The 23,010-nt window shown below is 66.4% G+C and carries 20 protein-coding genes; 3 read left to right on the top strand and 17 right to left on the bottom strand.

Features of this window, described 5'->3' with window-relative positions; genetic code table 11:
* Positions 1-69: 69 nt before the first annotated feature.
* The 3 genes from flgA (at position 70) to ACYVNQ_RS01140 (ending at position 2,955) form a co-directional block, all read left to right on the top strand.
* Positions 70-1,848: a flagellar basal body P-ring formation chaperone FlgA gene (gene flgA, locus ACYVNQ_RS01150; protein ID WP_460900298.1), complete on the top strand. Its 1,779-nt coding sequence runs from the start codon at positions 70-72 to the stop codon at positions 1,846-1,848.
* 223 nt (positions 1,849-2,071) lie between these two features.
* Positions 2,072-2,407, top strand: coding sequence for a flagellar biosynthesis anti-sigma factor FlgM (gene flgM / locus ACYVNQ_RS01145; protein WP_460900297.1), 336 nt, complete (start codon positions 2,072-2,074; stop codon positions 2,405-2,407).
* Between the two features lie 101 nt (positions 2,408-2,508).
* Entirely contained in the window at positions 2,509-2,955 is a 447-nt protein-coding gene (locus ACYVNQ_RS01140; protein ID WP_460900296.1) for a flagella synthesis protein FlgN, read from the top strand.
* A gap of 25 nt (positions 2,956-2,980) precedes the next feature.
* Here the strand turns inward: ACYVNQ_RS01140 and ACYVNQ_RS01135 are convergent, their stop codons facing one another.
* From ACYVNQ_RS01135 to ACYVNQ_RS01055, 17 genes are all read right to left on the bottom strand, one after another.
* A complete protein-coding gene (locus tag ACYVNQ_RS01135; protein WP_460900295.1) occupies positions 2,981-4,018 on the bottom strand; it encodes a GSU2403 family nucleotidyltransferase fold protein in 1,038 nt (345 codons plus the stop codon).
* Between the two features lie 113 nt (positions 4,019-4,131).
* Complete coding sequence (locus ACYVNQ_RS01130; protein ID WP_460900294.1) at positions 4,132-4,863, bottom strand: RNA polymerase sigma factor FliA; 732 nt, start codon at positions 4,861-4,863, stop codon at positions 4,132-4,134.
* Between the two features lie 24 nt (positions 4,864-4,887).
* Positions 4,888-5,757, bottom strand: coding sequence for a MinD/ParA family ATP-binding protein (locus ACYVNQ_RS01125; protein ID WP_460900293.1), 870 nt, complete (start codon positions 5,755-5,757; stop codon positions 4,888-4,890).
* Positions 5,750-7,582 carry a flagellar biosynthesis protein FlhF gene (gene flhF / locus ACYVNQ_RS01120; RefSeq protein WP_460900292.1) on the bottom strand — a complete coding sequence of 611 codons (1,833 nt, stop codon included), beginning with the start codon at positions 7,580-7,582 and terminating at the stop codon, positions 5,750-5,752. Before flhF ends, ACYVNQ_RS01125 begins: the two co-directional genes overlap by 8 nt.
* Complete coding sequence (gene flhA, locus ACYVNQ_RS01115; protein WP_460900291.1) at positions 7,579-9,678, bottom strand: flagellar biosynthesis protein FlhA; 2,100 nt, start codon at positions 9,676-9,678, stop codon at positions 7,579-7,581. The genes flhF and flhA overlap by 4 nt, the downstream gene beginning before the upstream one ends.
* Positions 9,675-10,904, bottom strand: a complete 1,230-nt coding sequence (gene flhB, locus ACYVNQ_RS01110; protein WP_460900290.1) for a flagellar biosynthesis protein FlhB — start codon at positions 10,902-10,904, stop codon at positions 9,675-9,677. The genes flhA and flhB overlap by 4 nt, the downstream gene beginning before the upstream one ends.
* Positions 10,905-11,151: 247 nt before the next feature.
* Entirely contained in the window at positions 11,152-12,411 is a 1,260-nt protein-coding gene (locus ACYVNQ_RS01105; protein ID WP_460900289.1) for a DUF3443 domain-containing protein, read from the bottom strand.
* A gap of 22 nt (positions 12,412-12,433) precedes the next feature.
* Positions 12,434-13,033: a DUF2844 domain-containing protein gene (locus ACYVNQ_RS01100; RefSeq protein WP_460900288.1), complete on the bottom strand. Its 600-nt coding sequence runs from the start codon at positions 13,031-13,033 to the stop codon at positions 12,434-12,436.
* Positions 13,034-13,384: 351 nt separating this feature from the next.
* A complete protein-coding gene (gene cheZ, locus ACYVNQ_RS01095; RefSeq protein WP_460900487.1) occupies positions 13,385-14,071 on the bottom strand; it encodes a protein phosphatase CheZ in 687 nt (228 codons plus the stop codon).
* Between the two features lie 28 nt (positions 14,072-14,099).
* Positions 14,100-14,495 (bottom strand): chemotaxis response regulator CheY, encoded by a 396-nt coding sequence (gene cheY, locus ACYVNQ_RS01090; protein ID WP_460900286.1) that lies wholly within the window; start codon positions 14,493-14,495, stop codon positions 14,100-14,102.
* A gap of 215 nt (positions 14,496-14,710) precedes the next feature.
* The gene (locus ACYVNQ_RS01085; protein ID WP_460900486.1) at positions 14,711-15,811 is read right to left on the bottom strand and encodes a protein-glutamate methylesterase/protein-glutamine glutaminase; all 1,101 of its coding nucleotides are present in this window, start codon (positions 15,809-15,811) and stop codon (positions 14,711-14,713) included.
* A gap of 2 nt (positions 15,812-15,813) precedes the next feature.
* On the bottom strand, positions 15,814-16,638 hold the full coding sequence (gene cheD, locus ACYVNQ_RS01080; protein ID WP_460900285.1) for a chemoreceptor glutamine deamidase CheD: 825 nt from the start codon (positions 16,636-16,638) through the stop codon (positions 15,814-15,816).
* Entirely contained in the window at positions 16,635-17,579 is a 945-nt protein-coding gene (locus ACYVNQ_RS01075; protein WP_460900284.1) for a CheR family methyltransferase, read from the bottom strand. The genes cheD and ACYVNQ_RS01075 overlap by 4 nt, the downstream gene beginning before the upstream one ends.
* Positions 17,580-17,730: 151 nt before the next feature.
* Positions 17,731-19,671 (bottom strand): methyl-accepting chemotaxis protein, encoded by a 1,941-nt coding sequence (locus ACYVNQ_RS01070; protein WP_460900283.1) that lies wholly within the window; start codon positions 19,669-19,671, stop codon positions 17,731-17,733.
* Positions 19,672-19,696: 25 nt separating this feature from the next.
* Complete coding sequence (gene cheW, locus ACYVNQ_RS01065; RefSeq protein ID WP_460900282.1) at positions 19,697-20,224, bottom strand: chemotaxis protein CheW; 528 nt, start codon at positions 20,222-20,224, stop codon at positions 19,697-19,699.
* 58 nt (positions 20,225-20,282) lie between these two features.
* The gene (cheA, locus tag ACYVNQ_RS01060) at positions 20,283-22,547 is read right to left on the bottom strand and encodes a chemotaxis protein CheA (protein WP_460900281.1); all 2,265 of its coding nucleotides are present in this window, start codon (positions 22,545-22,547) and stop codon (positions 20,283-20,285) included.
* Positions 22,548-22,616: 69 nt separating this feature from the next.
* Entirely contained in the window at positions 22,617-22,985 is a 369-nt protein-coding gene (locus ACYVNQ_RS01055) for a response regulator (RefSeq protein WP_460900280.1), read from the bottom strand.
* Between the last annotated feature and the right edge of the window lie 25 nt (positions 22,986-23,010).

Here is a 23,010-nt window from a genome sequence, read left to right as displayed (position 1 = left end):
ACGCTTGCGCGTGGGGGCCGCTCTCTAGAATGCGTCTCGTACCTTCGTATTCGCTCCTGGAGAATCGCCATGGCCCTGCCCGCTTTTGCTGCCCTGTCCGGCGTCGCGCACGCCGCGCGGCCGCGTGGCATGGCGCGCCGCGCGCTGGCTGCGGCGCTGGCGTTGTATGGCGCGTTGCCGGGACTCGCGTTGTATGGCGCGTTGCCTGTTGCCGCTTATGCGCAACAGGAGACCGGCGGTCCGATCGTGATTCCGGGGAATGGAGAAAAGAATCCCGCCGATGCGCAAGCGCTTGCTGCGCGCATCGAGATGACAGCGCCGCGCAGTGCTGGGCCGGCGGGCGCGACGCTGGCTTCGCTGCGGCCGACGCCGGCAGCGCAGCGCGCGGCGAATGTTGCCGAAGGTCAGATTGTGATTGCGGGGAATGGGGAAGAGGCGGGGCAGCCTGCTGCGGTGACGTATGCGACGAGTGGCGTGCAAGCTGCACCGGGCGCACGGCCTGCGGCGGTGTATGGCGCCGTTGGGGGCGCCGCGGGCAGCACGATGAACGGCAACGTGGGCGGCATCGTAAACAGCACGGCCGGCAGCATACCGATCGGCCGCGCGGCGGCTGTAGGCATCCCCATGGGCATGCAACGCGTGAATCTGCCGATCGGCACACGCCCGGTGACGCCGATAGCGCCGACGGCGGCGGCGGCGCCAGTCGCGGTCGGCAGCGCGCCGGTGCGCTATACGACGCCGGCCACGCAGAATCAACCGGTTGCATCGACGGCGTACGCGTCGGCGGCAGCCGCACCGGCTGCGGATGCATCCGCGCCGATCGAGATCGAGCCGCTCGCTGCACGCGGCGAGCCGCCGCAGCTGACCGGCGCGGGCGGCAGCACGGCAGCAGTGAAGACGCCTGCGGCTGTCGCACGACCTGCGCAGCCGATATCCGCGCAGGCGGTTCAGGCGGCTCAGACGCGAGCCCTGCAGGTCGCGCAGATCGCACAGGCCATGCAGCAGCCGACGCAAGGCGCGCAAGCTGCGCAGGCCGTCAATCAGAATCCCCAACAGCTGGCTGCCGCGCAGCAGTTCGCGCAAGCACAAGCGATGCGCACCAATCAGCGCGTCGTCGCGGTGAATGCGGTGAATACGGGAAACCCAGCGGCAAACCCAGCGGTGACCGCAGCGTCGGCCGCGGCCAGCCCGGCGGCGCTCGCAGCCAGCGGCGCGAGTCCCACCGGCCAGCAGGACGCCGACGCGATCCACGCTACCGCCTTCGCGTTCCTGCAACAGCAGACGGCCGGCCTGCCCGGCAAGATCACGATTACCGTCGCACCGGCGTTCCCGCGCGGCCTCGCCGCCTGCACGACGCTCGAGCCGTTCATGCCAGTCGGCGCACGGCTGTGGGGCCGCACTTCCGTCGGCGTGCGCTGTGCGGGCGCCCGCCCCTGGACCATCTACCTGCGCGCCAGCATCACGCTGATGGCCACCTACTACAGCTCCGCACGCCAGATCACGCCGGGCGAAATGCTGACGGCCGCCGATCTCGTCGCGCACGAAGGCGACCTCGCATTACTGCCGCAAGCGGTCATCACCGATCCGGCGCAGGCGGTCGGCGCGATCGCACTGGCGCGTATCGGCGCGGGCCTGCCGCTGCGGCAGGATCTGTTGAAGAGCGCGATGTCGGTGACGGTCGGACAGACGGTCAAGGTGGTCGCGGCAGGCGAAGGTTTCTCGATTTCGGCGGAAGGCAGTGTGATGAACAACGCAGGTCCCGGCCAGCAAGTGCGGGTAAAGACCTCCACCGGCCAGATCGTCACCGGCATCGTGAAGGACGGCTCGACCGTCGAGATCCAGCTGTAACGGCAGTTATGCAGTAACGCGCGCGCATTGCATCGACTGGCCGGCCGGCAGGCTGGAACAGCCGGGCGTGGCGCGGCGTGGGGGCAGACAGAAGCAGGCGGTAAAAGTGACGTAAATAGCGTCAGAAAGCTCGGCTGGAAGCGGGAAAACGCATATTCCGATTGCGCTAAAGTTTCTGTTCGTGATTGCCGATATCAAGGTCAAATCGTTCAGGAAGCCAATCGTGAAAGTCGATTCCAGCACCAACCCGAGTTTGACGCCTGCCAACGGCGGCGTTCAGCGCGGCCAGCAAGGCGCGTCCGCCCCTGCGGACAACGCCGCTGCCGCGAGCCGTACGCCTGCGCCGAGTGGCGATGCAGACGTGAACCTGTCGTCGCTGTCGAGCAATTTGCGGGGCCTCGCGGCATCGGGCTCAGGCGATATCGACGTCGCGCACGTCGAGTCGATCAAGGCTGCGATCCGTGACGGGTCGCTCGCGATCGACACCGGCAAGATCGCCGATGGCGTGCTGCAGACCGCACGCGAGCTGTTGCAACGCAATCCGTCGACTGGCGGCTGAGCGTCAACCGTTTTTTCGGGGACGCTCACTGCCGGCCGGCATGTGAAACCGCGTCCCTCCGTGTGCCCAGGCATGCGGAAGGAAAAACGTGTGAGTGACGAATGAAAGACGCCCTGCTTGACACCATCCTCGACGAATACGCAACCGTCGAAGCCTTTGCGTCGCTGCTCGCATTCGAGCAAAAGGCGCTGACCGCCGTATCCCCACTCGAAACCCTGCCGCCGATCGTCGAACAGAAGGCCGCGATGGCCGAGAAGCTCGCGATGCTCGAGCGCACGCGCGAGGCGCAATTGCAGGCACGCGGCCTGCCGGGCGGCACGCGCGGCATGGCGCTGGCGGTGGCCCGCGATGGCCGGCTGAACGAACACTGGGGCGCGCTGCAGAAATCGGCCGACCGCGCGCGCCGGCTCAATGCGGACAACGGCCTGATGATCCGCACCCGGATGGAATACAACCGCCGCATTCTCACGGTGCTGCGCGGCACGCCGGAAAAGGCCAGTTCGTTCTACGGCCCGGACGGCCGGATTCCGGCATTCTCGGGGCTGTAGCAAGCCCGTTTCCTGCACGGAGCGATTACGCGTCGCCGGCCAGCCCGGCGAGAAAGTCTTGCGCGCGCTCCGACAGATCGACTTCGAAATTCAATGCCTGCGCTGCGGCCCTGGCGACGCGCGCGCGGGCTTTGGTCTCGATATGCGCGGCCGCGACTTCCAGTGCGTCGGGGAATTTCTCCATCAAGGCATCGATCAGCACCGCGGCCTGACGGCGGTCCTTGTCGGCCTTCGCGGCCAACACCGGCGTGCGCAGCGTACTGACGATCAGCTTGTGCAACGCGAAGCGAGCTGGGTCGGGCAGCGTGACCGGCACCGCGTGTTCCTTGCCGAGCACGAAGCCCCGCACAGGATCCACCAGCAGATATTTGAAGTACGGCAAGCCGGTCGCATGCGCGCGCAGGTGCGGCAACGCCTTGCTCTCGTAGGCTTCGGTGCCGGGCACAAGCAGATCCACTTTGAGCGGCTGGCCGCGCGCCTTGAATGACGTCGCGGGCTTGCGCGAGTCGAGTTCCGGCACTTCGAGAAAAGGCAGACTGCTATCGCGCAGGATGTCGAGAAAACTACGGTCTTCCGGGATGGCTAGCGAGATCGAGCCAGTCGTGCCGATATCGATGTCTTCGGTCCGGTAGTTCGCCGGTTGGCGTACGCCAAGGCTATTCAGAAGCGCGCCGAATGCGTGCGAACCGACCAGCACTCCGCCGTGGCTGAAGATGCCCACGTTGTACAGCGTGGCGATGGTCAATGCAGACGAATTGTCCGCAGCGGAAAAGCCGGCTTTGCGCAACGTCTGGACGTCGGCGCCGAGTGCGCGCATTTCTGCGCTTTCCTGCATTTTTGCTTCGAGCGCTGCTTCGGTATCCGGCTCGCCGGTGCGGCCTAGTGAAATCTCGACGCGCTTTCCGGACGCGGGGTACACGCGCCAGTACGTGTAACTTTTTCCGTCGACGGTTTTTTGGGCTGCCGAGCCCGGCGAATGCAACGGGATTTGCCCCTGCGTCGCGGCGCGTTCAGCGACAGAGGCGTACAGCGTTTGCAGCGCGTCGTTGTGGAAGGTCGTCATGGCATCAATTTATACCCTACGATGCGATTCCAGGGTATAAATTCTGCCGCATTCAATTTATACCCCAACATCCGATGCCAGGGTATAAATTCCCGCCAAACCCTTGCCGGAGCTTAATGCTCCTCCGCCGCCCAGGCCATTTCCCGCAGCCGTGCGCGCAGCCGCGCCACCGCCTGGCTATGCAGCTGGCACACCCGCGACTCGCTCACCTCGATCACCGCGCCGATTTCGCGCAGGTTCATGCCGCGCTCGTAGTACAGCGACATCAGCAGCTTCTCGCGTTCCGGCAGGCGGTCGATCGCCTCGATCAGCGCGCCGCGCAGGCTGTCGTCGAGCAGCGCCGACAGCGGGTCCGAATGGTCGACGCAATAGCGGTCGAGGAACGGTTCATCGTCGGCCGAGCGGTCGAAGTCTTCGTAGTAGATCAGCTGGCTGCCATGCAGATCCTGCAGCATCGACTGATACTCTTCGAGCGGCAAATCCAGATGCTTGGCAATCTCCGCTTCGCTCGCCGCGCGGCCCAGCCGCTGCTCGACCTGATGCACCGCCATCTCCAGCTCGCGCGACGTGCGCCGCACGCTGCGCGGCAGCCAGTCGTTGCTGCGCAGCTCGTCGAGCATCGCACCGCGAATCCGCTGGCTCGCGTACGTCTCGAACTGCGCGCCCTGGTCTTCCTTGTAACGGCTCGCCGCATCCAGCAAACCGATCATGCCGGCCTGGATCAGGTCGTCGAGGTCCACGCTCGCGGGCATCTTCGCGACCAGCTGCAGGCCTAGCCGCCGCACCAGCGGCGTGTATTTGGTCAAGACCTCAGCCTGTGAAATCTTTCCTTGAGCGTTGTACATCGAGCTCCCCTTGTCCGCTGCCGGTCAGGCGTGGTGTGCGGATGGTTGTTCGGCAAGTGACGCCGTCGTAACAGCCGCGCCCGCCGCCCAGGGCGTGCGCGAACTCATTGCTGGCCGCATCGGCCAGTCCTGCAGGTCTGCTGCGAGTTGCCGGAAATCGCGCGCGGCCGGCGCCGAAGGCCACGCCTCGACGATGCAGCGCGACAGTTCCCGCGAACGCGCCATCAGCGGATCCTCGGCGATGCAGCCGGCGCCTTCCAGCGACACGCGCAGGTAGCGGCTCGATACATCGGCGAGGTTTTCCAGCGCGGTGCGCGCGTCCGCTTCGCTTTGCACGTGATTCACCAGCACGCGAAACTGCGCGATCGCGTACGCGTAATGCAGCCGCTTCAGGCACGCATACGTATCGGTGATCGCCTGCGCGGCGACGCGCGTGACGATCAACAGGTCGTGCGCCTGCAGCGCGAGGTCGGACAGCATGCCGTCGCGCTCGAGTTGCACGTCGATCAGCACGACGTCGGCCGGTCCGTCGAATACCGCGGCAAGCTGCGACGGCTTGCAGGCCGCGCGCGCGCCATGCGGCACGCCGAGCACCGCGAAGCCCGCCGCATGACGCGCGACGGCCGCTTCCAGCGCAACCTCGCCGCGCGAGAACGCCGCAAAGCGCTCCGGCGACGCACCGCCCGTCAGCGCCGCGATCGAGCGCGGGTCGCCCGCGTGTTCGTCGACCACCAGCACATCCTTGCCCTGTGCTGCCAGCGCCGCCGCGAGATTGACCACCGCGGTCGAGCCGCCCACGCCCGCCGATCCGCCCGTGACGGCGATCGCGCGGGAACCGTGGCGGGCCAGCAGCCGCCTCAGTCCCTCGGCCTGGTCGGACACGAACTTAGCCAAACCGGACCTCGTGCTGCTCGGCAGTCGAACGTGCCGACAGGGCAGACAGCAAGCCCGGAACATCGTCGTCTTGCGGCACGAACGGTGAGTGATCGCGCGGAATGCAGAACGCGCTGCGGATCAGGAATTTGCGGGTCGCGACGTACAGGTTCTCCGGCACTTTCTGGCCGGTCGATACGTAGTGCACCGGCAGGCGGTAGCGCAGCACCGTGTCGAGCGTGCCGCCGAGATTGGTGGCTTCGTCGAGCTTGGTCAGGATGCAGCCGGCCAGCGGCTGCTTGTCCGGCGCGCCCTGGTAGGCCTGCACCACTTCGTTCAGCGTGTCGCCGTGGCTGGTCGCGTTGAGCAGCAGCAGGCGCTGCACCGGCTGGCCGGCACGGCACAGCATCGCGATCTGGTCGGACACCAGGCGGTCGCGCTGGCTCATGCCGATCGTGTCGATCAGCACGATGTGCTTGTTGCGCAGTTCCGAAAGCGCGAGTTGCAGGTCGGCGCCGTCTTTCACTGCGTGCACCGATACACCCAGAATCTTGCCGAAGATGCGCAGTTGCTCGTGGCCGCCGATCCGGTAGCTGTCGGTGGTCAGCAGTGCCACCTTGCTGGCGCCGAAGCGCATCACGCAGCGTGCCGCGAGCTTGGCCGTGGTGGTCGTCTTGCCGACGCCGGTCGGGCCCATCAGGGCGAACACGCCGCCGCGCTCCATCAGCGCGTCTTCGTTTTCCATCACCGGCAGGTTCGATTCGAGCACCGACTTGACCCACTCCATGCCGGCTTCGAAGTTTTCGACGGCCGGCAGGTTGTCGACGATCATCCGCACCAGTTGCGCGGAGAAACCTGCCGCGAACAGATGGCGCGTCAGCTGCGACTGCAGCGGCGAACGGCGCTGGCCGTCGGCCCACAACAGGCCGGCGAAGTGCTCTTCCATCATGCCGCGCATCGACGCGAGCTCGTTCATCACCGTTTCGTTGACGATGTGCGCCATCCGCGCATTGATCGCATCGGTGACCGCCGCCGTGACCTGCTCGGGCAGACCGCTCGACGCCGGGCGCTGGGTCGCGCGACGCGCCGCCAGTTGCGCGGCTTCGCGAGCCCAATCGGGGGTTTCGACCGAGATCGGCGCTGCGTGAGCGGCGGCATGCGCCGCTTGCTGGCGCGCTGCGGCTGCCGGTGCTTCGGCGGCTACGCCGAGACCCTTGGCCTTCGCGGTAGTCGGCGTCAGCATCGGCTTCGCGCTGTGCGCGACGGCCTGCTGCTTGCCGGCGATCTCGCGGGCATGATCGATCAGCCACGGGTTCGACTCGACCAGTGTGCGCGGCGCGGCCGGTGCGCTCGCGGGCCGCGCTGCAGCGGGCGCAGCCAGCGGCTTTTCAGTCGGCTTTTCTGATCGCGTCGCAGCGGCAGCGGCCGGTGCAGCCTGCGTCGGCCTGGCGGCGCCAAACGCCGCTTCGTTCTTCTCGGCAACACGCGATTCCTCGGCGGCCAGTGCGGCGGGCGCCGGCAGGGCCGATACCGCAGGCTCGTCGTCCGCGCCTGCTTCCGGGCTTGCGCCGAACACCGACGAGAACACGTCGGGCAGGCCATTCGCATACGGATTGGCAAAGCCGGCAGCCGGCGTGTTGCGCGGGGCGGCCTCGCCTGCAGCGTTCTGCTGCGCAGCCGGCGCCGGGGTGATCGACGCGAAATCGCTGTCGGCGAGCGCGACGATTTCGACGGTGCCGTCAGGCAGCGAGCGGTTCGACAGCACCACGGCGTCGGCACCAAGGGCTTCGCGAACGAGGCGCAGCGCGTCCCGGCTGGTCGCGCCGGTGAATTTACGGATGTTCAAGCTTGGCCCCCGATGAGGTTAACCACTTTGATGTTTCGTGTGTCCGGCACTTCCGCGTACGAAAGCACCTTCAGTTGAGGCAGGCTGCGGCGCAGGAAGCGCGCGAGCATCGCGCGCAGTGCGTGCTGCACCAGCAGCACCGGCGCGAGGCCGAGAATCTGTTGGCGATTCATCGCCCGTTGTGTTTCGGTCAGCAGGGTTTGCGCGAGACCGGGTTCGAGGCCCGGGTTCGGGCCGGTGGTCAGCGCCTGCGCGAGCACCCGTTCGAGATTCGAGTCGAGGCCCATCACCTGCATGTCGTTGCTGCCCGGGAACCACTGCTGCGTGATCGCGCGGCCGAGTGCGAGACGCACGATCGCGGTGAGATCGTGTGCGTCGGTGACCTTCGGCGTGTGTTCGGCGAGTGCTTCGAGGATCGTGCGCATGTCGCGGATCGGCACGCCTTCCTCGAGCAGGTTTTGCAGCGTCTTTTGTAGCGTGGTGACCGACACCTGTTTGGGCACCAGCTCTTCGACCAGCGAAGGCGTGTTCTTGCCGGTGCGCTCGAGCAGCGCCTGCACTTCCTGGCGGCCGAGCAGTTCGGACGCGTGCGTGACGACCAGATGGTTCAGGTGAGTCGCGACCACCGTGCTCGAATCGACCACCGTGTAGCCGTACACCTGAGCCTGTTCGCGCAGATTCGTGTCGATCCAGATCGCCGGCAGGCCGAACGCCGGATCGGTGGTCGGCGAGCCCGGCAGCGCCGCGCTCACCTGGCCCGGGTTGATCGCCAGCCATTGGCCCGGATACGCTTCGCCGACACCGATTTCGACGCCCTTCAGCGTGATCCGGTAGCCGTTCGGGCGCAGCTCCAGGTTGTCGCGAATATGGATGACCGGCGGCAAGAAGCCGATTTCCTGCGCGAACTTCTTGCGGATGCTCTTGATGCGCTTCAGCAGTTCGCCGTCCGAGTTGCGGTCGACCAGCGGGATCAACCGGTAGCCGACTTCGAGGCCGAGCGTGTCGATCATCGTCACGTCGTCCCAGCTGGCTTCGGCGTTCTCCGGTGCAACCAGCGCGGCCGGTGCGGTTTCGACCAGCGCGGCGGTCTTGCGCTCCGCAGCGCGCTTCTTCAGCGTGCGGCCCAGCTGGATGGCGCCGCCGCCCAGGATCAGGAACGCGAAGTGCGGCATGTCCGGAATCAGACCCATCAGCACGAGGATCGAGCCGGTGATCATCAGCACGCGCGGGTTCGAGAACAACTGCGTGGTGAGCTGCGTGCCGATGTCTTCGTTGGTCGCGACGCGCGACACGATCACACCGGCCGCGGTCGAGATCACCAGCGACGGGATCTGCGCGACGAGGCCGTCACCGATGGTCAGCAGCGTGTAGTTCTTGCCCGCCGCCGCGAAGCTCATGTCGTGCTGCGCCACCCCGACGATCAGCCCGCCGATGATGTTGATCACCATGATCAGCAGACCGGCGATCGCGTCGCCGCGCACGAACTTGCTGGCGCCGTCCATCGAGCCGTAGAACTCGGCTTCCTGCGAGACTTCCTGGCGGCGCTTGCGGGCCTGCTCTTCGTTGATGTTGCCGGCGTTGAGGTCGGCGTCGATCGCCATCTGCTTGCCGGGCATCGCATCGAGCGTGAAGCGCGCGGACACTTCGGCGATCCGGCCCGCACCCTTGGTGATCACCATGAAGTTGATCACCATCAGGATGATGAACACCACGATGCCGACCGCGAAGTTGCCGCCCACGAGGAAGTGGCCGAACGCCTCGATCACCTTGCCGGCCGCGTCCGGGCCGGTATGGCCTTCGAGCAGCACGATCCGGGTCGACGCGACGTTCAGCGACAGGCGCAGCAGCGTCGAGAACAGCAGCACGCTCGGGAACGCGGCGAAGTCGAGCGGCTTCATCGTGTACATGCTGACCAGCAGCACCATCACGGAAAGCGCGATGTTGAAGGTGAACAGCAGATCCAGCAGGAACGGCGGCAACGGCAGGATCATCATGCCGAGGATCATGCAGATCAGAATCGGGCCCGCGAGGGCGCGCAGATTGTGACCTTGCAATGCTTCCGGACGACGCGACAGGAAACCGGCGCGGGCGTTCATGCGCGGCCTCCATCGTTATTGCTGTTGTTGCTGGCTTGCGGTTCGGTAGCTTGCACGTCTTCGATGTCGTCTTCGAGGTCTTCGTCGCCGAGCGGGCGGTGCTTGTCCAGTTCGGCGGGCACCTCCAGATCGGCCGGCTTGGTCGGCGCGGCGCCGCCGTGGGTCGTGAAGCGGCGCAGCTGATACACCCACGCCAGCACTTCGGCCACCGCGCCGTACAGCACGCCCGGCACTTCCGCATCGAGGCGCACGTTGTAATAGAGCGCCCGCGCGAGCGGCGGCGCTTCGAGCAGCGGCACGTTGTTTTCGGCGCCGAGTTCGCGGATCCGCGCGGCCACCAGGTTCATGCCCTTGGCGACCACCTTCGGCGCGCGCATCTGGCCGTCGGTGTACTTCAGCGCGACCGCGAAGTGCGTCGGGTTGGTCACGATCACGTCGGCGCTCGGTACCGCCTGCATCATCCGGCGGCGCGCCATCGCACGTTGCTGCGCGCGGATGCGGCCCTTCACGTGCGGGTCGCCTTCGTTCTCGCGGTGCTCGCGCTTGACCTCTTCCTTGGTCATGCGCAGCTTCTTTTCGTATTGCCAGATCTGGTACGGCACATCGAGCGCGGCGATCAGGAACATGCCGGCCACGGTGGTCGCGCAGCACACGGCGATCAGATGGCCGCTGCTGGCCAGCGCGACGTCGAGCGGCTGCGTGACCAGCGCGAGGATTTCGTCCTTGTGATTCCACACCGCCAGCGAGCCGATTCCGCCGACCACCAGCGTCTTGACGATCGCCATGCCGAGCTGGATCAGGCCGTTCATCGAGAAGATGCGGCCGAGGCCGGTAATCGGGTTCAGCTTGCTGAATTTCGGTTCGAGCGATTTGCTCGAGATCAACCAGCCGCCCAGCGCGATCGGCGCGAGCAGCGCGGCGAGGCCGGTCAGCAGCAGCACCGGCGCGAGCGCCTGCAGGCCTTCGGCACCGATCGAACCGGCGCCGATCAGCATGCGGTTGGTATCGAACACGGCGGCGCGGTCGAACGTGAACGCCGAATGCAGCATCGATTGCAGATGCATGCCGATTGGATGCGACAGCCCCCACACGCCGAAAAAGCCTGCCGACAGCAGCGCGAAAGACGCGAGCTCGCGCGAACGCGCGACCTGCCCTTCCTCGCGCGCCTTTTCACGGCGCCGGGGAGTGGCTGATTCGGTCTTTTCGAGGTCGCTTTCCTCTGCCACGGGGCTCTCTCCAAACGGTCACGGCACAATGCCGGTATTCCGGGTGAGAGCGATTATTCCTGCAGATGTAAAGGGATGATCGGCGGATAAAGGGCGTGAAACCGGGGTATTTCGCCGGATCGAATCGGGAGGACGGCAGCGCGCGTGCCAGCTGACGCGTGGGAGGGTGTCGCGATGGGGGTGAGCGGCGCGGTAACAGCGCCGGCCCGAGGCGCGGTAACGCCGCCCGGGCCCGGCGCCGACGCCTCTAGAACGCGAGGAAAGCCGACTGGCCGCCGGACGCGGTCTGGTCGAGGCCGTGGTACACGGTGCGGCCGAAGTAGAACGGCAGTCCGAGGTCCAGACTGAGCGGGCTGCCGTTTTCGCCGGCGAGGTTGTTGAACGCGAAGTTGCCGCTGTTGAACAGCGTAATGGCATTGCTCGCGTTGAAGCTGACCGGCGCCTGGGTCGAATCGCTGCCCTGCAGCGTCGCGCTGAACGCTTGCTGGCTGGTCGGGCAGTAGAACTTCGGCGCCTGCGTGCCGCACGCCGCTACCGATGCCGTAAAGAACAGGCCGTTCGAACCGGTATCGAGGAACGCATCGACGCTGCTCACGCCGTTGAAGGTGCTCTTGACCAGGTCGCCGAAGCCGGTGCTGCCGAGCTTCGTCACGGTGGTGGGCATCGCATTGTTCGTCTGCGTATTGATGCCGAAGGTCATCGTGCCGGTGACCGATTTCACGCCGCTGTCCGCGATCGCGGGAAACTGCACCACGAGGCCGTTGTTGTCGGATGCGAAACGCGCCACCGGGTTAGCCGACTGCTGCGCAACCGGTACCGACGTGCGCGTGCAGTTGTTCGTGGTGGTGCCCGGCGGGCACGAGAAGTACGTGCTCGGGTTGTTGTTGCCGATCGGCGCCGCGCAGGCCGCGCCGCAGTCGACCGGTGCCACGCCGATACCGAGGATCCCGTTGGCGCCGAGCTCCGCGGCGGTGTTTTCCGCGCTGGTGCCGCGGTCCGAGCAGTTGGTCACCGGGGTCGAGCCAGCCGGCAGATCGCCGATCACCTGAATCGGGATGTTCGATGCCGTCTCGCCGGCAATGCGCACGTCCGCGCCGCGGATCGTCCCCCACGTAAAGCCGTCGGCGAACAGCGTGCATTGCGCCAGCTGGCCGCTGCCCGACGGCAGCGGCGTCAGGCCCGAGGCCAGCGCGCCGAGCGAGGTATTCACGAGGCGCAGGCCGAACGACTTGGTATCGAGCAGCACGTGGTCGATGGTCTGGCAATTCGACGTGCCCGGCGCACAGACCGTCACGGTCACCACCGGAATGTTGGCAAAGCGCTCCAGCCCGGAATCGACGGTCACCGCTACCGCGTTCGCCGCCAGCGGCTGCGACGGGCCCGCCGCCGAGCTCGAACTACCGCTGTCGCTACTGCCGCCACCGCCGCCGCAGGCGGCGATCAGCGCAATGGCCAGCAGCGCGCCGGCCCATTTGATCCAGTCCGTCATTTTGTTCGGGAATCGCACGTTGGTTCTCCGCTAGTCGCCGTTATCGGATGTCTACGCCGGTGACACCGGCGGGCAGCAGCGACGGTATCCAGGCGCTGCCGGCAAAGCCGCCCGGATGGCCGCCCGAATGAACCACGAGACCGCTCTGATCGACCAGCATCGGCCCACGCGCGATGCCGCCACGCGCCGCGCGTACCGCCTGCGCGCCGGCCACGTACTGCTGGTAGTAGGTATCGCCGAAGATGTCGGCAAGCGGCGGCAGGAACTTCCCCTGCCATGCGACGCCGAACACCACGCCGCCCTGTGTCAGATACTCGTGGATCACCGTGCCGGTGCCGAGCCTGGTCTCGCGCACCGTGTACGGCAACGCCGCGGCAGGCGTGCTGGCGCCCGATGCAGTGGACATATCCGTGGTGAGCGCATTGCGCATCGTCGCGGAAGTGGACGTAGCGGCGGACGTCGCCGCCGTTGCCGGAGCGGACGACAGCGTCGCACCTTCCGGCGTCGCCATCGCGCCACCGCCGAGTGCCGCGTGCGCGGCAGGCGCGGCGGCCAGCAGGCCGGCTGCGCACAGGGCCACGGCCGCGGCGGCGAAGCCGCGCGCGCGCGCCGGACCAACCGGCTGACTCGAATTCAACATCAGGACTCTCCCCGTTTGAAGACCGCCGCGACGCACCGCGCCGGCCCGAATCTGGATTGCATGGCTGTCATCGCACAGCGAACCGGCACGCCGTCGATAAACGGACGGCTCGCGGAGCGGCGACCACTACCATACGAAAAGCATAAAACCGGCATCCGCTGCTGCTGATGGAAAGCCGTTAGGAAACCTGCGTCAGCACTTCGCAAACGTTATGCACGCTGATGCTCAACACTCGATTATGCATAGCGTTGTGTGACAGCTAGTATGCCTGTTGCCCTACTGGAACGTACAGATTCCGCGGTCGTGCGAACGACCGCGATCCGATGTTTTGCAGTGAGGAGAGTTGTTCGCCTAGAAGCCGAGGCTGGCCAGCAGATCGTCGACCTGCGACTGGTCCTGCACCACGTCGGCCTTGCCTTCGGGGTTGATCTGCGGGCCGTTCAACAGACCCTCCGGGCTCCCGGTCGGCGAGGTTTCGGCGGCGAGCGCGGCGGCGGTTGCCGCGAACTGCTCGCGCCGTTCAGGCGCAATGTTCTCGACCAGCACGCCGAGCAGTTGCTGCTCGATCAGGTAAACGATTTCGGTGATCTTCTTGATCACCTGGCCGGTCAGATCCTGAAAGTCCTGCGCGAGCATGATTTCGAGCAGCTGCTGGTTGGTTGCCGACGTCGCGTCGGGCAGCCGGCCGAGGAAGCCGTGCGTGTCCTTCATCAGCGTGCGCACTTCGTCGCGCTCGAGCGGCGCCTCATACCATTCTTTCCAGCGCGCATCGAGCTCCCCCGCTTCCTGCTGCAGCCGCTCCTGGATCGGCTTGGCCACTTCGATCGCGGTCAGCACCTTCTCGGCGGCCTGCTCGGTCATCGCCGCGACGTAGCGCAGGCGGTCGCGCGCGTCCGGCACGGCTTCGGCCGCGCGTTCGACGTGCTTGTCGATGCCGAGCTCGCGCATCGAGTCGCGCAGCGTGCGCGTCAGCTGGCCGATCCGCGCGAGAATCCGGTCGGTCGTGAGGTCGCTGTCGTCGTCGTGCGCATCGTGCATGTCCTGCGCGTTTGTCGGCTGGTCCACATCAGCTCCCGGTTTTGCTCATCTTCTCGAGAATCTTGTTGAGCTTCTCGTCGAGTGTCGCTGCAGTGAACGGCTTCACCACGTAGCCGCTCGCACCCGCCTGGGCGGCCGCGATGATGTTTTCCTTCTTCGATTCGGCGGTCACCATCAGCACCGGCAGGTGCGTCAGGTTCGCGTCCGCGCGGATTTCCTTCAGCATCGCGAGACCGTCGAGATTCGGCATGTTCCAGTCCGAAATCACGAACTCGTACGCGCCGCTGCGCAGCCGCGCGAGGCCGGCCGCGCCGTCTTCGGCTTCGTCGACGTTCGAGTAGCCGAGCTCCTTCAGCAGGTTGCGGACAATCCGGCGCATCGTCGGAAAGTCGTCCACCACCAGGATTTTCATTCCCTTATCCATCACACATTCCCCTGTTACCTTGATCCAGACGGGCGGCGCGCCGCCGCCCGTGCGTCATTCAGTTTCCGTCGCCGCGGACCCGGGCGCCGGCCTTGCCGTCACCCTGGTTCGGCCTTTCAGCCTTTCAACCGTTCAGCCGCCGCAATACGTGTAACACGCCGCAAATACGTCGCCACGGCCGCGCGCATTCGCAAGCGCCGCCGCGACCGGCATCATTACACACGCTGCACCCGTTCGCCCATCGAAGCGAGCCGCGCCATTACACGGCGGCTCATGTCGGATAGCGGCGAAATGTCGTCGGCCGCACCCAGCGCGATCGCCTCGCGCGGCATGCCGAACACGATGCAGCTCGCTTCATCCTGCGCCAGCGTGTAGGCGCCCGCCTGGCGCATGTCGAGCAGACCGGCGGCGCCGTCACGGCCCATGCCGGTCAGGATCACGCCCACCGCGTTCTTGCCCGCATGCTGCGCCGCCGAACGAAACAGCACGTCGACCGACGGCCGGTGACGGTTCACCGGCGGCTCGTCCGACAGATGCGCAATATAGTTCGCGCCGCTGCGCGCCAGCAAAAGGTGTGCGTGGCCCGGCGCGATGTACGCATGACCCGGCAGCACGCGCTCGCCATGCTCGGCTTCCTTCACGGTGATCCGGCACAGACCGTTCAGGCGCTGCGCGAACGACTTCGTGAAGCCCGGCGGCATATGCTGCGCGATCAGCACCGCCGGCGCATCGGGCGGCAGCGGCACCAGCACTTCGCGAATCGCCTCGGTGCCGCCCGTCGATGCGCCGACGATGATCAGCTTCTCGGTACTGACGAGCGGATTGTTGAACAGCGGCGCGGGCGTCGCCGCCGGTGCCGCAGCATGTGCGGCGCTGCCCGCCGGATGCGCAACCGGCGCTGCCTGGCGCACCCGCGCGCGGGCCGCGGCGCGCACCTTGTCGGCGAGCTTTTCCGCGTAGTCGAGCATGCCGTCGCGAATCCCGACGCGCGGCTTCGTGACGAAATCGACCGCACCGAGTTCGAGCGCGCGCAGCGTGATTTCCGAGCCGCGCTCGGTCAGCGACGACACCATCACCACCGGCATCGGCCGCAGACGCATCAGCTTCTCGAGGAAATCGAGGCCGTCCATGCGCGGCATTTCGACGTCGAGTGTCAGCACGTCCGGGTTGTGCTGCTTGATGAGCTCGCGCGCCACCAGCGGGTCAGGCGCGGTGGCGACCACCGTCATGTCCGGCTGGCTGTTGATGATCTCGGTCATCAGGCTGCGAATCAGCGCCGAATCGTCGACACACAACACCTTGATCTTTTGCACAATAATCACGCCTCCTCTGCGGTCCGCGCATTTTTGGAATCGTTCTCGCGGCCGCCCGCGCCGAACAGCTCGATACGCGGCCGTGCCGGAGCGACGCCTGCCGCCCCTGCTGCTGCCGCGCCGGCCGGCAGCGCCGGGCGTAAGCCCACACTACCAGTCACACTTCCGGCCGCACCCAGCGCGCCGCCCGCACCGGGCGCACCGCGCCCGCCGCTGAACAGCTCGACGCGCGCACGCGCTTTCGCGAGCCGCTCGGCACGTGCCTCGGCGGTCTGCCGGGCCAACACGCGCTCGCGCTCCGCCACTTCCGGGTCTTGCTGCAACCCGAGCTTTTTCACCATCACCTGGCCGGTACGCGGCAGGAACGCAACCTTGCGCGGATGCGCGCCCTGCAGATCTTCGGCGACGATGCGGATTTTCTCCAGCGCCAGATAGCGGCGCACGAATTCCGAATTGCGATCGCCGATGTTGATCGTCGTCATGCCGGCCAATACCGCCGCGCCGCCGAACACTTTCGCCTCGAGGCGCTCGCGCCGGCCGCCGGCCTTGATCAGTTCATTGATCAGCACTTCCATCGCGTACGCGCCGTAGCGCATCGCGTCGGAGGCCGCCTGCACGACTTCGGCACCGTCGTCCGGCAGCATGAAGTGGTTCATGCCGCCGATCCCGGCGGTACGGTCCTGGATGCACGCGGCCACACACGAACCGAGTACGGTGACCAGCACCATGTCTTCGTTGGTCGTGTAGAACTCGTTGGGCAACAACTTCACGCCGGGGCGCTTGAAGTGGTTGTCGTAATACAGGTTGTTGGCGATCGGCAGTCCGCTCATGCGCTCACCTCATTGAGCGTGCCGCGCGGCCGCGTACCATGCGGCGCCCGTGCGGGTGCGGCGTCGTCGCGCGTCAGTTCGTAGACGGTCTGGCCACGCAGCCGGAACGCCTGGGTCACGTACGTGAAGTTCTCCGAATGCCCGGCGAACAGCAAGCCGCGCGGCTTGACCAGCGGTTCGAAGCGCGCGAGCACCTGCGACTGGGTCGGCTTGTCGAAGTAGATCATCACGTTGCGGCAGAAGATCGCGTCGAACTGGCTGCGCAAACCGTAGTCGCGGTCGGTCAGGTTCAGTTGCTCGAAGCGGATCATCGCGCGCAATTCGGGGCGCACTTTCACGAGCCCGGCATGGCCGCCGGTGCCGCGCAGGAAGAAACGCTTCAGACGCTCTGCCGATAGATGCCGCACCTGCTCGTACTGATAGACGCCCGCGTCGCATTTGGCGAGCACCTGCGTGTCGATGTCGGTGGCGAGCACGGTGGCCTGGCGCGCGGCGCTGTCGCCGAGCGCTTCGACCAGCGTCATTGCGATCGAATACGGTTCTTCGCCGGTCGAAGCCGCCGAGCACCACACCGACACCGGCTGCGGCCGCTTCGCGACAAACTCCGCAAGAATCGGAAAGTGATGCGCTTCGCGGAAAAACGCGGTCAGGTTGGTTGTCAGCGAATTGGTGAAAGCTTCCCACTCGGCCGGATCGTCGTCGGCTTCGAGCTGGTCGAGGTAAACGCGAAAACTGTCGAGGCCGAGCGCGCGCAGGCGGCGCGCCAGCCGGCTGTACGCCATGTCGCGTTTGTGGTCGGACAGCGAAATACCGGCGCGGCGATAGATCAGCTCACGGATCCGGTTGAAGTCCGCCGACGTGAACTCGAAGTCGCGGCCGGGCTCGCCGGCACGCGGCGTATCGGTACGGCCGGTTTTCTGCGGTGCGCGCAAATCGCTCATAGATTCCCCTGACGCGGCACAAGCCTGCTCGCCGCCATCGCGCTCACTCGCGACGCACGGCCTTGCACCCGCGCGCCGCTGCGGCGCGCTGTGCAATGTCGCCCGTCAACGGGCGCGATACCGTGCATCTGCATGTTCTGCCTCGATCCTTCTAGAACGTTTCCCAATCCGCGTCCGCACTGGCTGCGGTGGCGGCCGGCGCCGCGCCGCGCGACAGCACCGGGCGCTTCAGCACCGGTTCGGTACGGCCGCCCGGCGCGTCGTGCCTCGGTTGCGTGGGTTCGGCGTGGGTGGTGCTGGGTGCGCTGCCGGGTGTGTTGCTGGCCGTCGCGCGCTGTGCTGCGCTGGGGGCTGCGCCATGCGTCGCGCCATGTCCCGAGCCCGCTGCAGGTCGCGCCGCTTTGCCGGCCGGCGCAACCGTTGCCGCCTTGGCAGCCGGCGCGCGCTGCGACGTCGCGCTGTGTGCGGCCGCTTGCGGGCGCATTGCGCCGCTGCGCGCAGGCGTCTGAACCGCCGCCGCAAAGCCGGCGTGGTTCGCACCGGCCACACGCCACGTCCCCACCACACCACGCAATTGCCGCGTCTGCTCTTCCAGCGATGCCGCCGCAGCGGCAGCCTGTTCGACCAGCGCCGCATTCTGCTGCGTGACGTCGTCCATCTGGCTGACCGCGCGATTCACCTGCTCGATGCCGCCCGACTGCTCTTCCGATGCCGAGCTGATCTCGCCCATGATGTCGGTCACGCGGCGCACCGCCTGCAGGATCTCTTCCATCGTCGTGCCGGCCCGGCCGACCAGTTCCGAGCCGTTCTGCACGCGGGTGACCGAGTCGCCGATCAGTTCCTTGATCTCCTTCGCGGCGCTCGCGCTGCGCTGCGCGAGGCTGCGCACTTCGCCCGCCACCACCGCGAAGCCGCGGCCCTGTTCGCCGGCGCGCGCCGCCTCGACCGCCGCATTCAGCGCGAGGATGTTGGTCTGGAACGCGATGCCTTCGATCACGCCGATGATGTCGACCACCTTGTTCGAACTTGCCGTGATATCGCGCATCGTCACCACGACTTCGCTGACCACCTCGCCGCCACGCGTCGCGATATCGGACGCGTTGACCGCCAGCTGGCTCGCCTGCCGCGCGTTTTCCGCGTTCTGGCGCACCGTGCCGGTCAGCTGGTCCATGCTCGAGGCGGTCTCCTGCAGCGAAGCCGCCTGCTGCTCGGTACGCTGCGACAGGTCGGTGTTGCCCATCGCGATTTCGCGCGCGCCGGTGTCGATCGATTCGGTGCTGCCGTGCACCGCCTTCACCAGCGCGGATACGCCGTCCTGCATCTTGCGGATCGCCGCGAACAGGCGGCCCATTTCATTGCGGCTTTGCGTGTCGATGCTTTGCGTCAGATCGCCGGTGGCAATCCGCTCGAAGCAGGCAATCGCATCGTTGAGCGGCTGCACGATCATGCCGCGCAGCGCGATGCGCACCGCGACCATCATCAGCACTGCGATCGCGATGCCGCCGATGATCAGCACGCGCATCGTTTCCATGTGCGCGATCGCGTGGTCGCGATGCTGGTTCGCGCGGTCCTGCAACGCCTTGACGAGCGGCGTCGTGGCGTTGTCGAACGCGACGAACAGCGGGCTGATCTGCGTGTTCGCGATCTTCCGGTAAGTGGTCAGGTCGACATCGCGCAGCGCGGTGAGTTCGGCCTGCACGCCGTCATGAACCAGCGTGGCGCGGCGGGCGGCCGCATCGTCGACCAACTGCTGGTCGACGCCGGTCTTCGGCAGCGCCGAGAAGGTCTGCCATGCGTCGTTCGAGTGATTGAACAGATCCTGCGCGCGATCGAGCGCCTGCTTCGCCTGATCCAGTTCGCCATCGCTCAACAGGCCGCTCGCGCGATCGAGCGACACGCGCCCGCGCAACAGATACGACGAGGTATCGTTGAGCGCGCGCGTCGCCGCGAGGTCGCCGCCCGCGATCTCGCCGAGCCCGTTGCTCGCGCGTGCCAGCGCGTACAGGCCCAAGCCGCCGACCGCCACGGTCAGCAGTACCATCACCGCGCCGATTGCAGTCAGCGTCGCGCGGATCGACCACCGGTTGAACATGTCTCTCTCCCGACTCGCCGGTTGGTCAGACGCTGAGCGCCTCGATCAACGCCATTTCGCGGCTGGTCATCAGCTTTTCGATGTCCATCAGGATCAGCATGCGGCCGTCGACCGTGCCGAGGCCGGTCAGGTATTCGGTGGTCAGCGTCGCGCCGAACTCCGGTGCCGGCATGATCTGGTCGGCGGTCAGCGTCAGCACGTCGGACACCCCGTCCACCACCATGCCCACCACGCGATGCGCGACGTTCAGGATGATCACGACCGTCTGATGGTCGTACTCGACGCGCCCGAGATGAAACTTGATGCGCATGTCGACGATCGGCACGATGATGCCGCGCAGGTTGATCACGCCCTTGATGAATTCAGGCGCGTTCGCAATCCGCGTGACGCTGTCGTAGCCGCGGATTTCCTGCACCTTCAGGATGTCGATGCCGTACTCTTCGGCGCCGAGCGTGAAGACCAGAAACTCCTGGCCGCCAGCGTCGTTCTGCGCTGCGTCGCGACGGCTGACCGCGCCGCTCATGGCCGGGTTGATCGATTGAATATCTGCCACGTTAGCCCCCAGAAATGGGTATGAATTGATCTATCTGTCGTTGAGCGGTGCCGGGCTTTCAGGCCAGCGCCAGCGCGCCGTGTGCGCTGCGCGATTCGCGGTTCAGCGCCGCCACGTCGACGATCAGCGCGACGCTGCCGTCGCCGAGAATGGTCGCCGCGGAAATGCCGTGCACCTTGCGGTAATTCGTTTCGAGGTTCTTCACGACCACCTGCTGCTGGCCCACCAGTTCGTCGATCAGCATCGCGAAACGGCGGCCCTCGGTTTCCATGATCGTGACGATGCCCTGGGTCGGGTCGGTGCGCGCACCTTCGACGGTGAACACTTCGTGCAGCGCGACCAGCGGCAGGTATTCGCCGCGCACGCGCACCACACGTTCGCCGTTGGCGACCGTGTAGATGTCTTCGGCGCGCGGCTGCAGCGACTCCATCACGAAGTTCAGCGGCAGGATGAAAATCTCGTTGCCGACCTTCACCGACATGCCGTCGAGAATCGCCAGCGTCAGCGGCAGCACGATGCGCGTGGTAGTGCCCTTGCCCGCGTGCGACGTGATTTCTACGTGGCCGCCCATCGACTGGATGTTGCGCTTTACGACGTCCATGCCGACGCCGCGGCCCGACACGTCGGTGACCTGCTCGGCGGTCGAGAAGCCCGGCATGAAGATCAGGTTCCAGACTTCTTCGTCGGAGATCGTGTCGCTGACGGAAAGGCCCTGTTTCATCGCCTTTGCGAGAATCTTGTCGCGGCGCAGGCCGGCGCCGTCGTCGCTCACTTCGATCACGATGTTGCCGCCGTGATGCGCGGCCGACAGCACCAGCTGGCCGGTGCCGTCCTTGCCCACCGCGCGGCGTGCTTCAACCGTTTCGATACCGTGATCGAGACTGTTGCGCACGAGGTGCGTGAGCGGATCGATGATCCGTTCGATCAGGCTCTTGTCGAGTTCGGTCGCCTGACCGAAGGTGACCAGTTCCACTTCCTTGCCGAGCTTCGCCGCGAGATCGCGCACGAGGCGCGGGAAGCGGCTGAACACGTAGTCCATCGGCATCATGCGGATCGACATCACCGCTTCCTGCAGGTCGCGCGCGTTGCGCTCGAGCTGCGCCATGCCGTTGAACAGGCGGTCGTGCAAGGCCGGATCGAAGGTGCTGGTGGTTTCCGCGAGCATCGCCTGCGTGATCACCAGTTCGCCGACCAGGTTGATCAGCTGGTCGACTTTTTCCACGCCGACGCGGATCGAACTGCCTTCCGCGCTGGCTGCGGCGGCGGCCGGGCGCGCCTTGCGCTCCTGGTCGGTTGCTGCTGCGGTGGCGGGTGCGGCTGCCGGTGCCGGTACGGCCGCAGGCGCCGGCGTGCTGGCGGCGCTCGGTGCGCTCGCCGCACTTGCTGGTGCCACCGCTGCGGTGACTGCCGGCGCCGTGACCGGCGCAGCCGCCTGTACAGCCGGTGCCGGCGCGGGCGTCGGTGCTGCCACCGCCACACGCGCCGGTTCCACAGCCGCTTCTGTGTCAGCCTGCTCGCCCTCTCCCGCAGGCGCCACACCGCGGCCGATCGAGATCTGGCTCTCGTCGATCACGAAGCAGCACACGGCGACGATATCGTCGGCCGACACTTCGGTTTCCAGCCACAACGTCAGGTCGCTGCCGGCCTTGATCTGGCCGACGACCTGTCCGAGGTTGCCCAGTTCTTCTGCGAGCAGAGCCTCGTCCTTCTCCCCAACGCCCCGTAGCGTAATTTTCAGATGGGGACCTGCGGCGGCGTCTGTTGCGCCGCTTGGTGCCGGCGATGCTGCATGGCCGGCGGGTGCTGCATTACCTGTGTGTACCGCTTCGACTGCCTGGTCGACCACGTGCTCGGGCGGTGTGCCCGGCGGCAGGGGTGCGGGTGCTGCAGTTGCTGCTGTTGCTGCCGCAGCCGGCGCCTCGGCGCCGAAGCGATTCTCCGCATTCAGCCGCTCGAGCTTCGCGCAGATCGCCGCGGCCACCGCCGTATCCGGCTCCTGGCTCGCGCGATAGTCGGCCAGCTGACCCGACAACACGTCCTTCGTCTCGAGGAACGTGTCGATCATGTCCTTGCGCAGCACCAGCTCGTTGTTGCGCGCGCGGTCGAGCAGCGACTCGAGAATGTGCGTGGTCTCGGTCAGCGCGGTAAAGCCGAACGTCGCGGCGCCACCCTTGATCGAGTGCGCAGCGCGGAAAATCGCGGCGAGGTCCTCCGGATCCGGATGACCGACGTCGAGATTGAGCAGCAACTGCTCCATCTGCGCGAGCAGTTCGTCCGCTTCGTCAAAGAACGTCTGGTAGAACTGTGTGATATCGAGTGTCATGCCTGTTTCACCGCGAATGATTCTGTCTGCTGGTCTCTTCGTGCTTTGTACTGTTACTGCGTGCTGCGATCAGTGCTCGCCCAGCGTCGCGACCAGTTCGGTCAGCAAATCCGGGTCGAGTGGCTTCTCGATCCAGCCGGTGGCGCCCGCCGCGCGCGCCGCCGCCTTGAAGGGTTCGCCGGATTCGGTCGTCAGCAACAGGATCGGCGTCGCTTCGTAGGCCGGGTTGGCCCGCAACTCGACGATCAGATCGACGCCCGTCTTGCCCGGCATGTGCTGATCGGTCAGCACGAGGTCGAACGCCATCGCCAGCGCGTGCTCGAGCCCTTCGTTACCGTCCGCCGCGACCGTCACTTCGTAACCCGCTGACGTCAGCGTCGCCGAGAGAATCTCCCGCATCGCTGCCGAATCGTCGATCGCAAGAATCTGCCTGATCATGAATGCCTCGCTCCGTCCCCTGTGC

This window comes from Paraburkholderia jirisanensis (assembly GCF_054782355.1).
The sequence above is the reverse complement of the archived record's forward strand: the minus strand, read 5'-3'. Positions and strand labels throughout refer to the sequence as shown.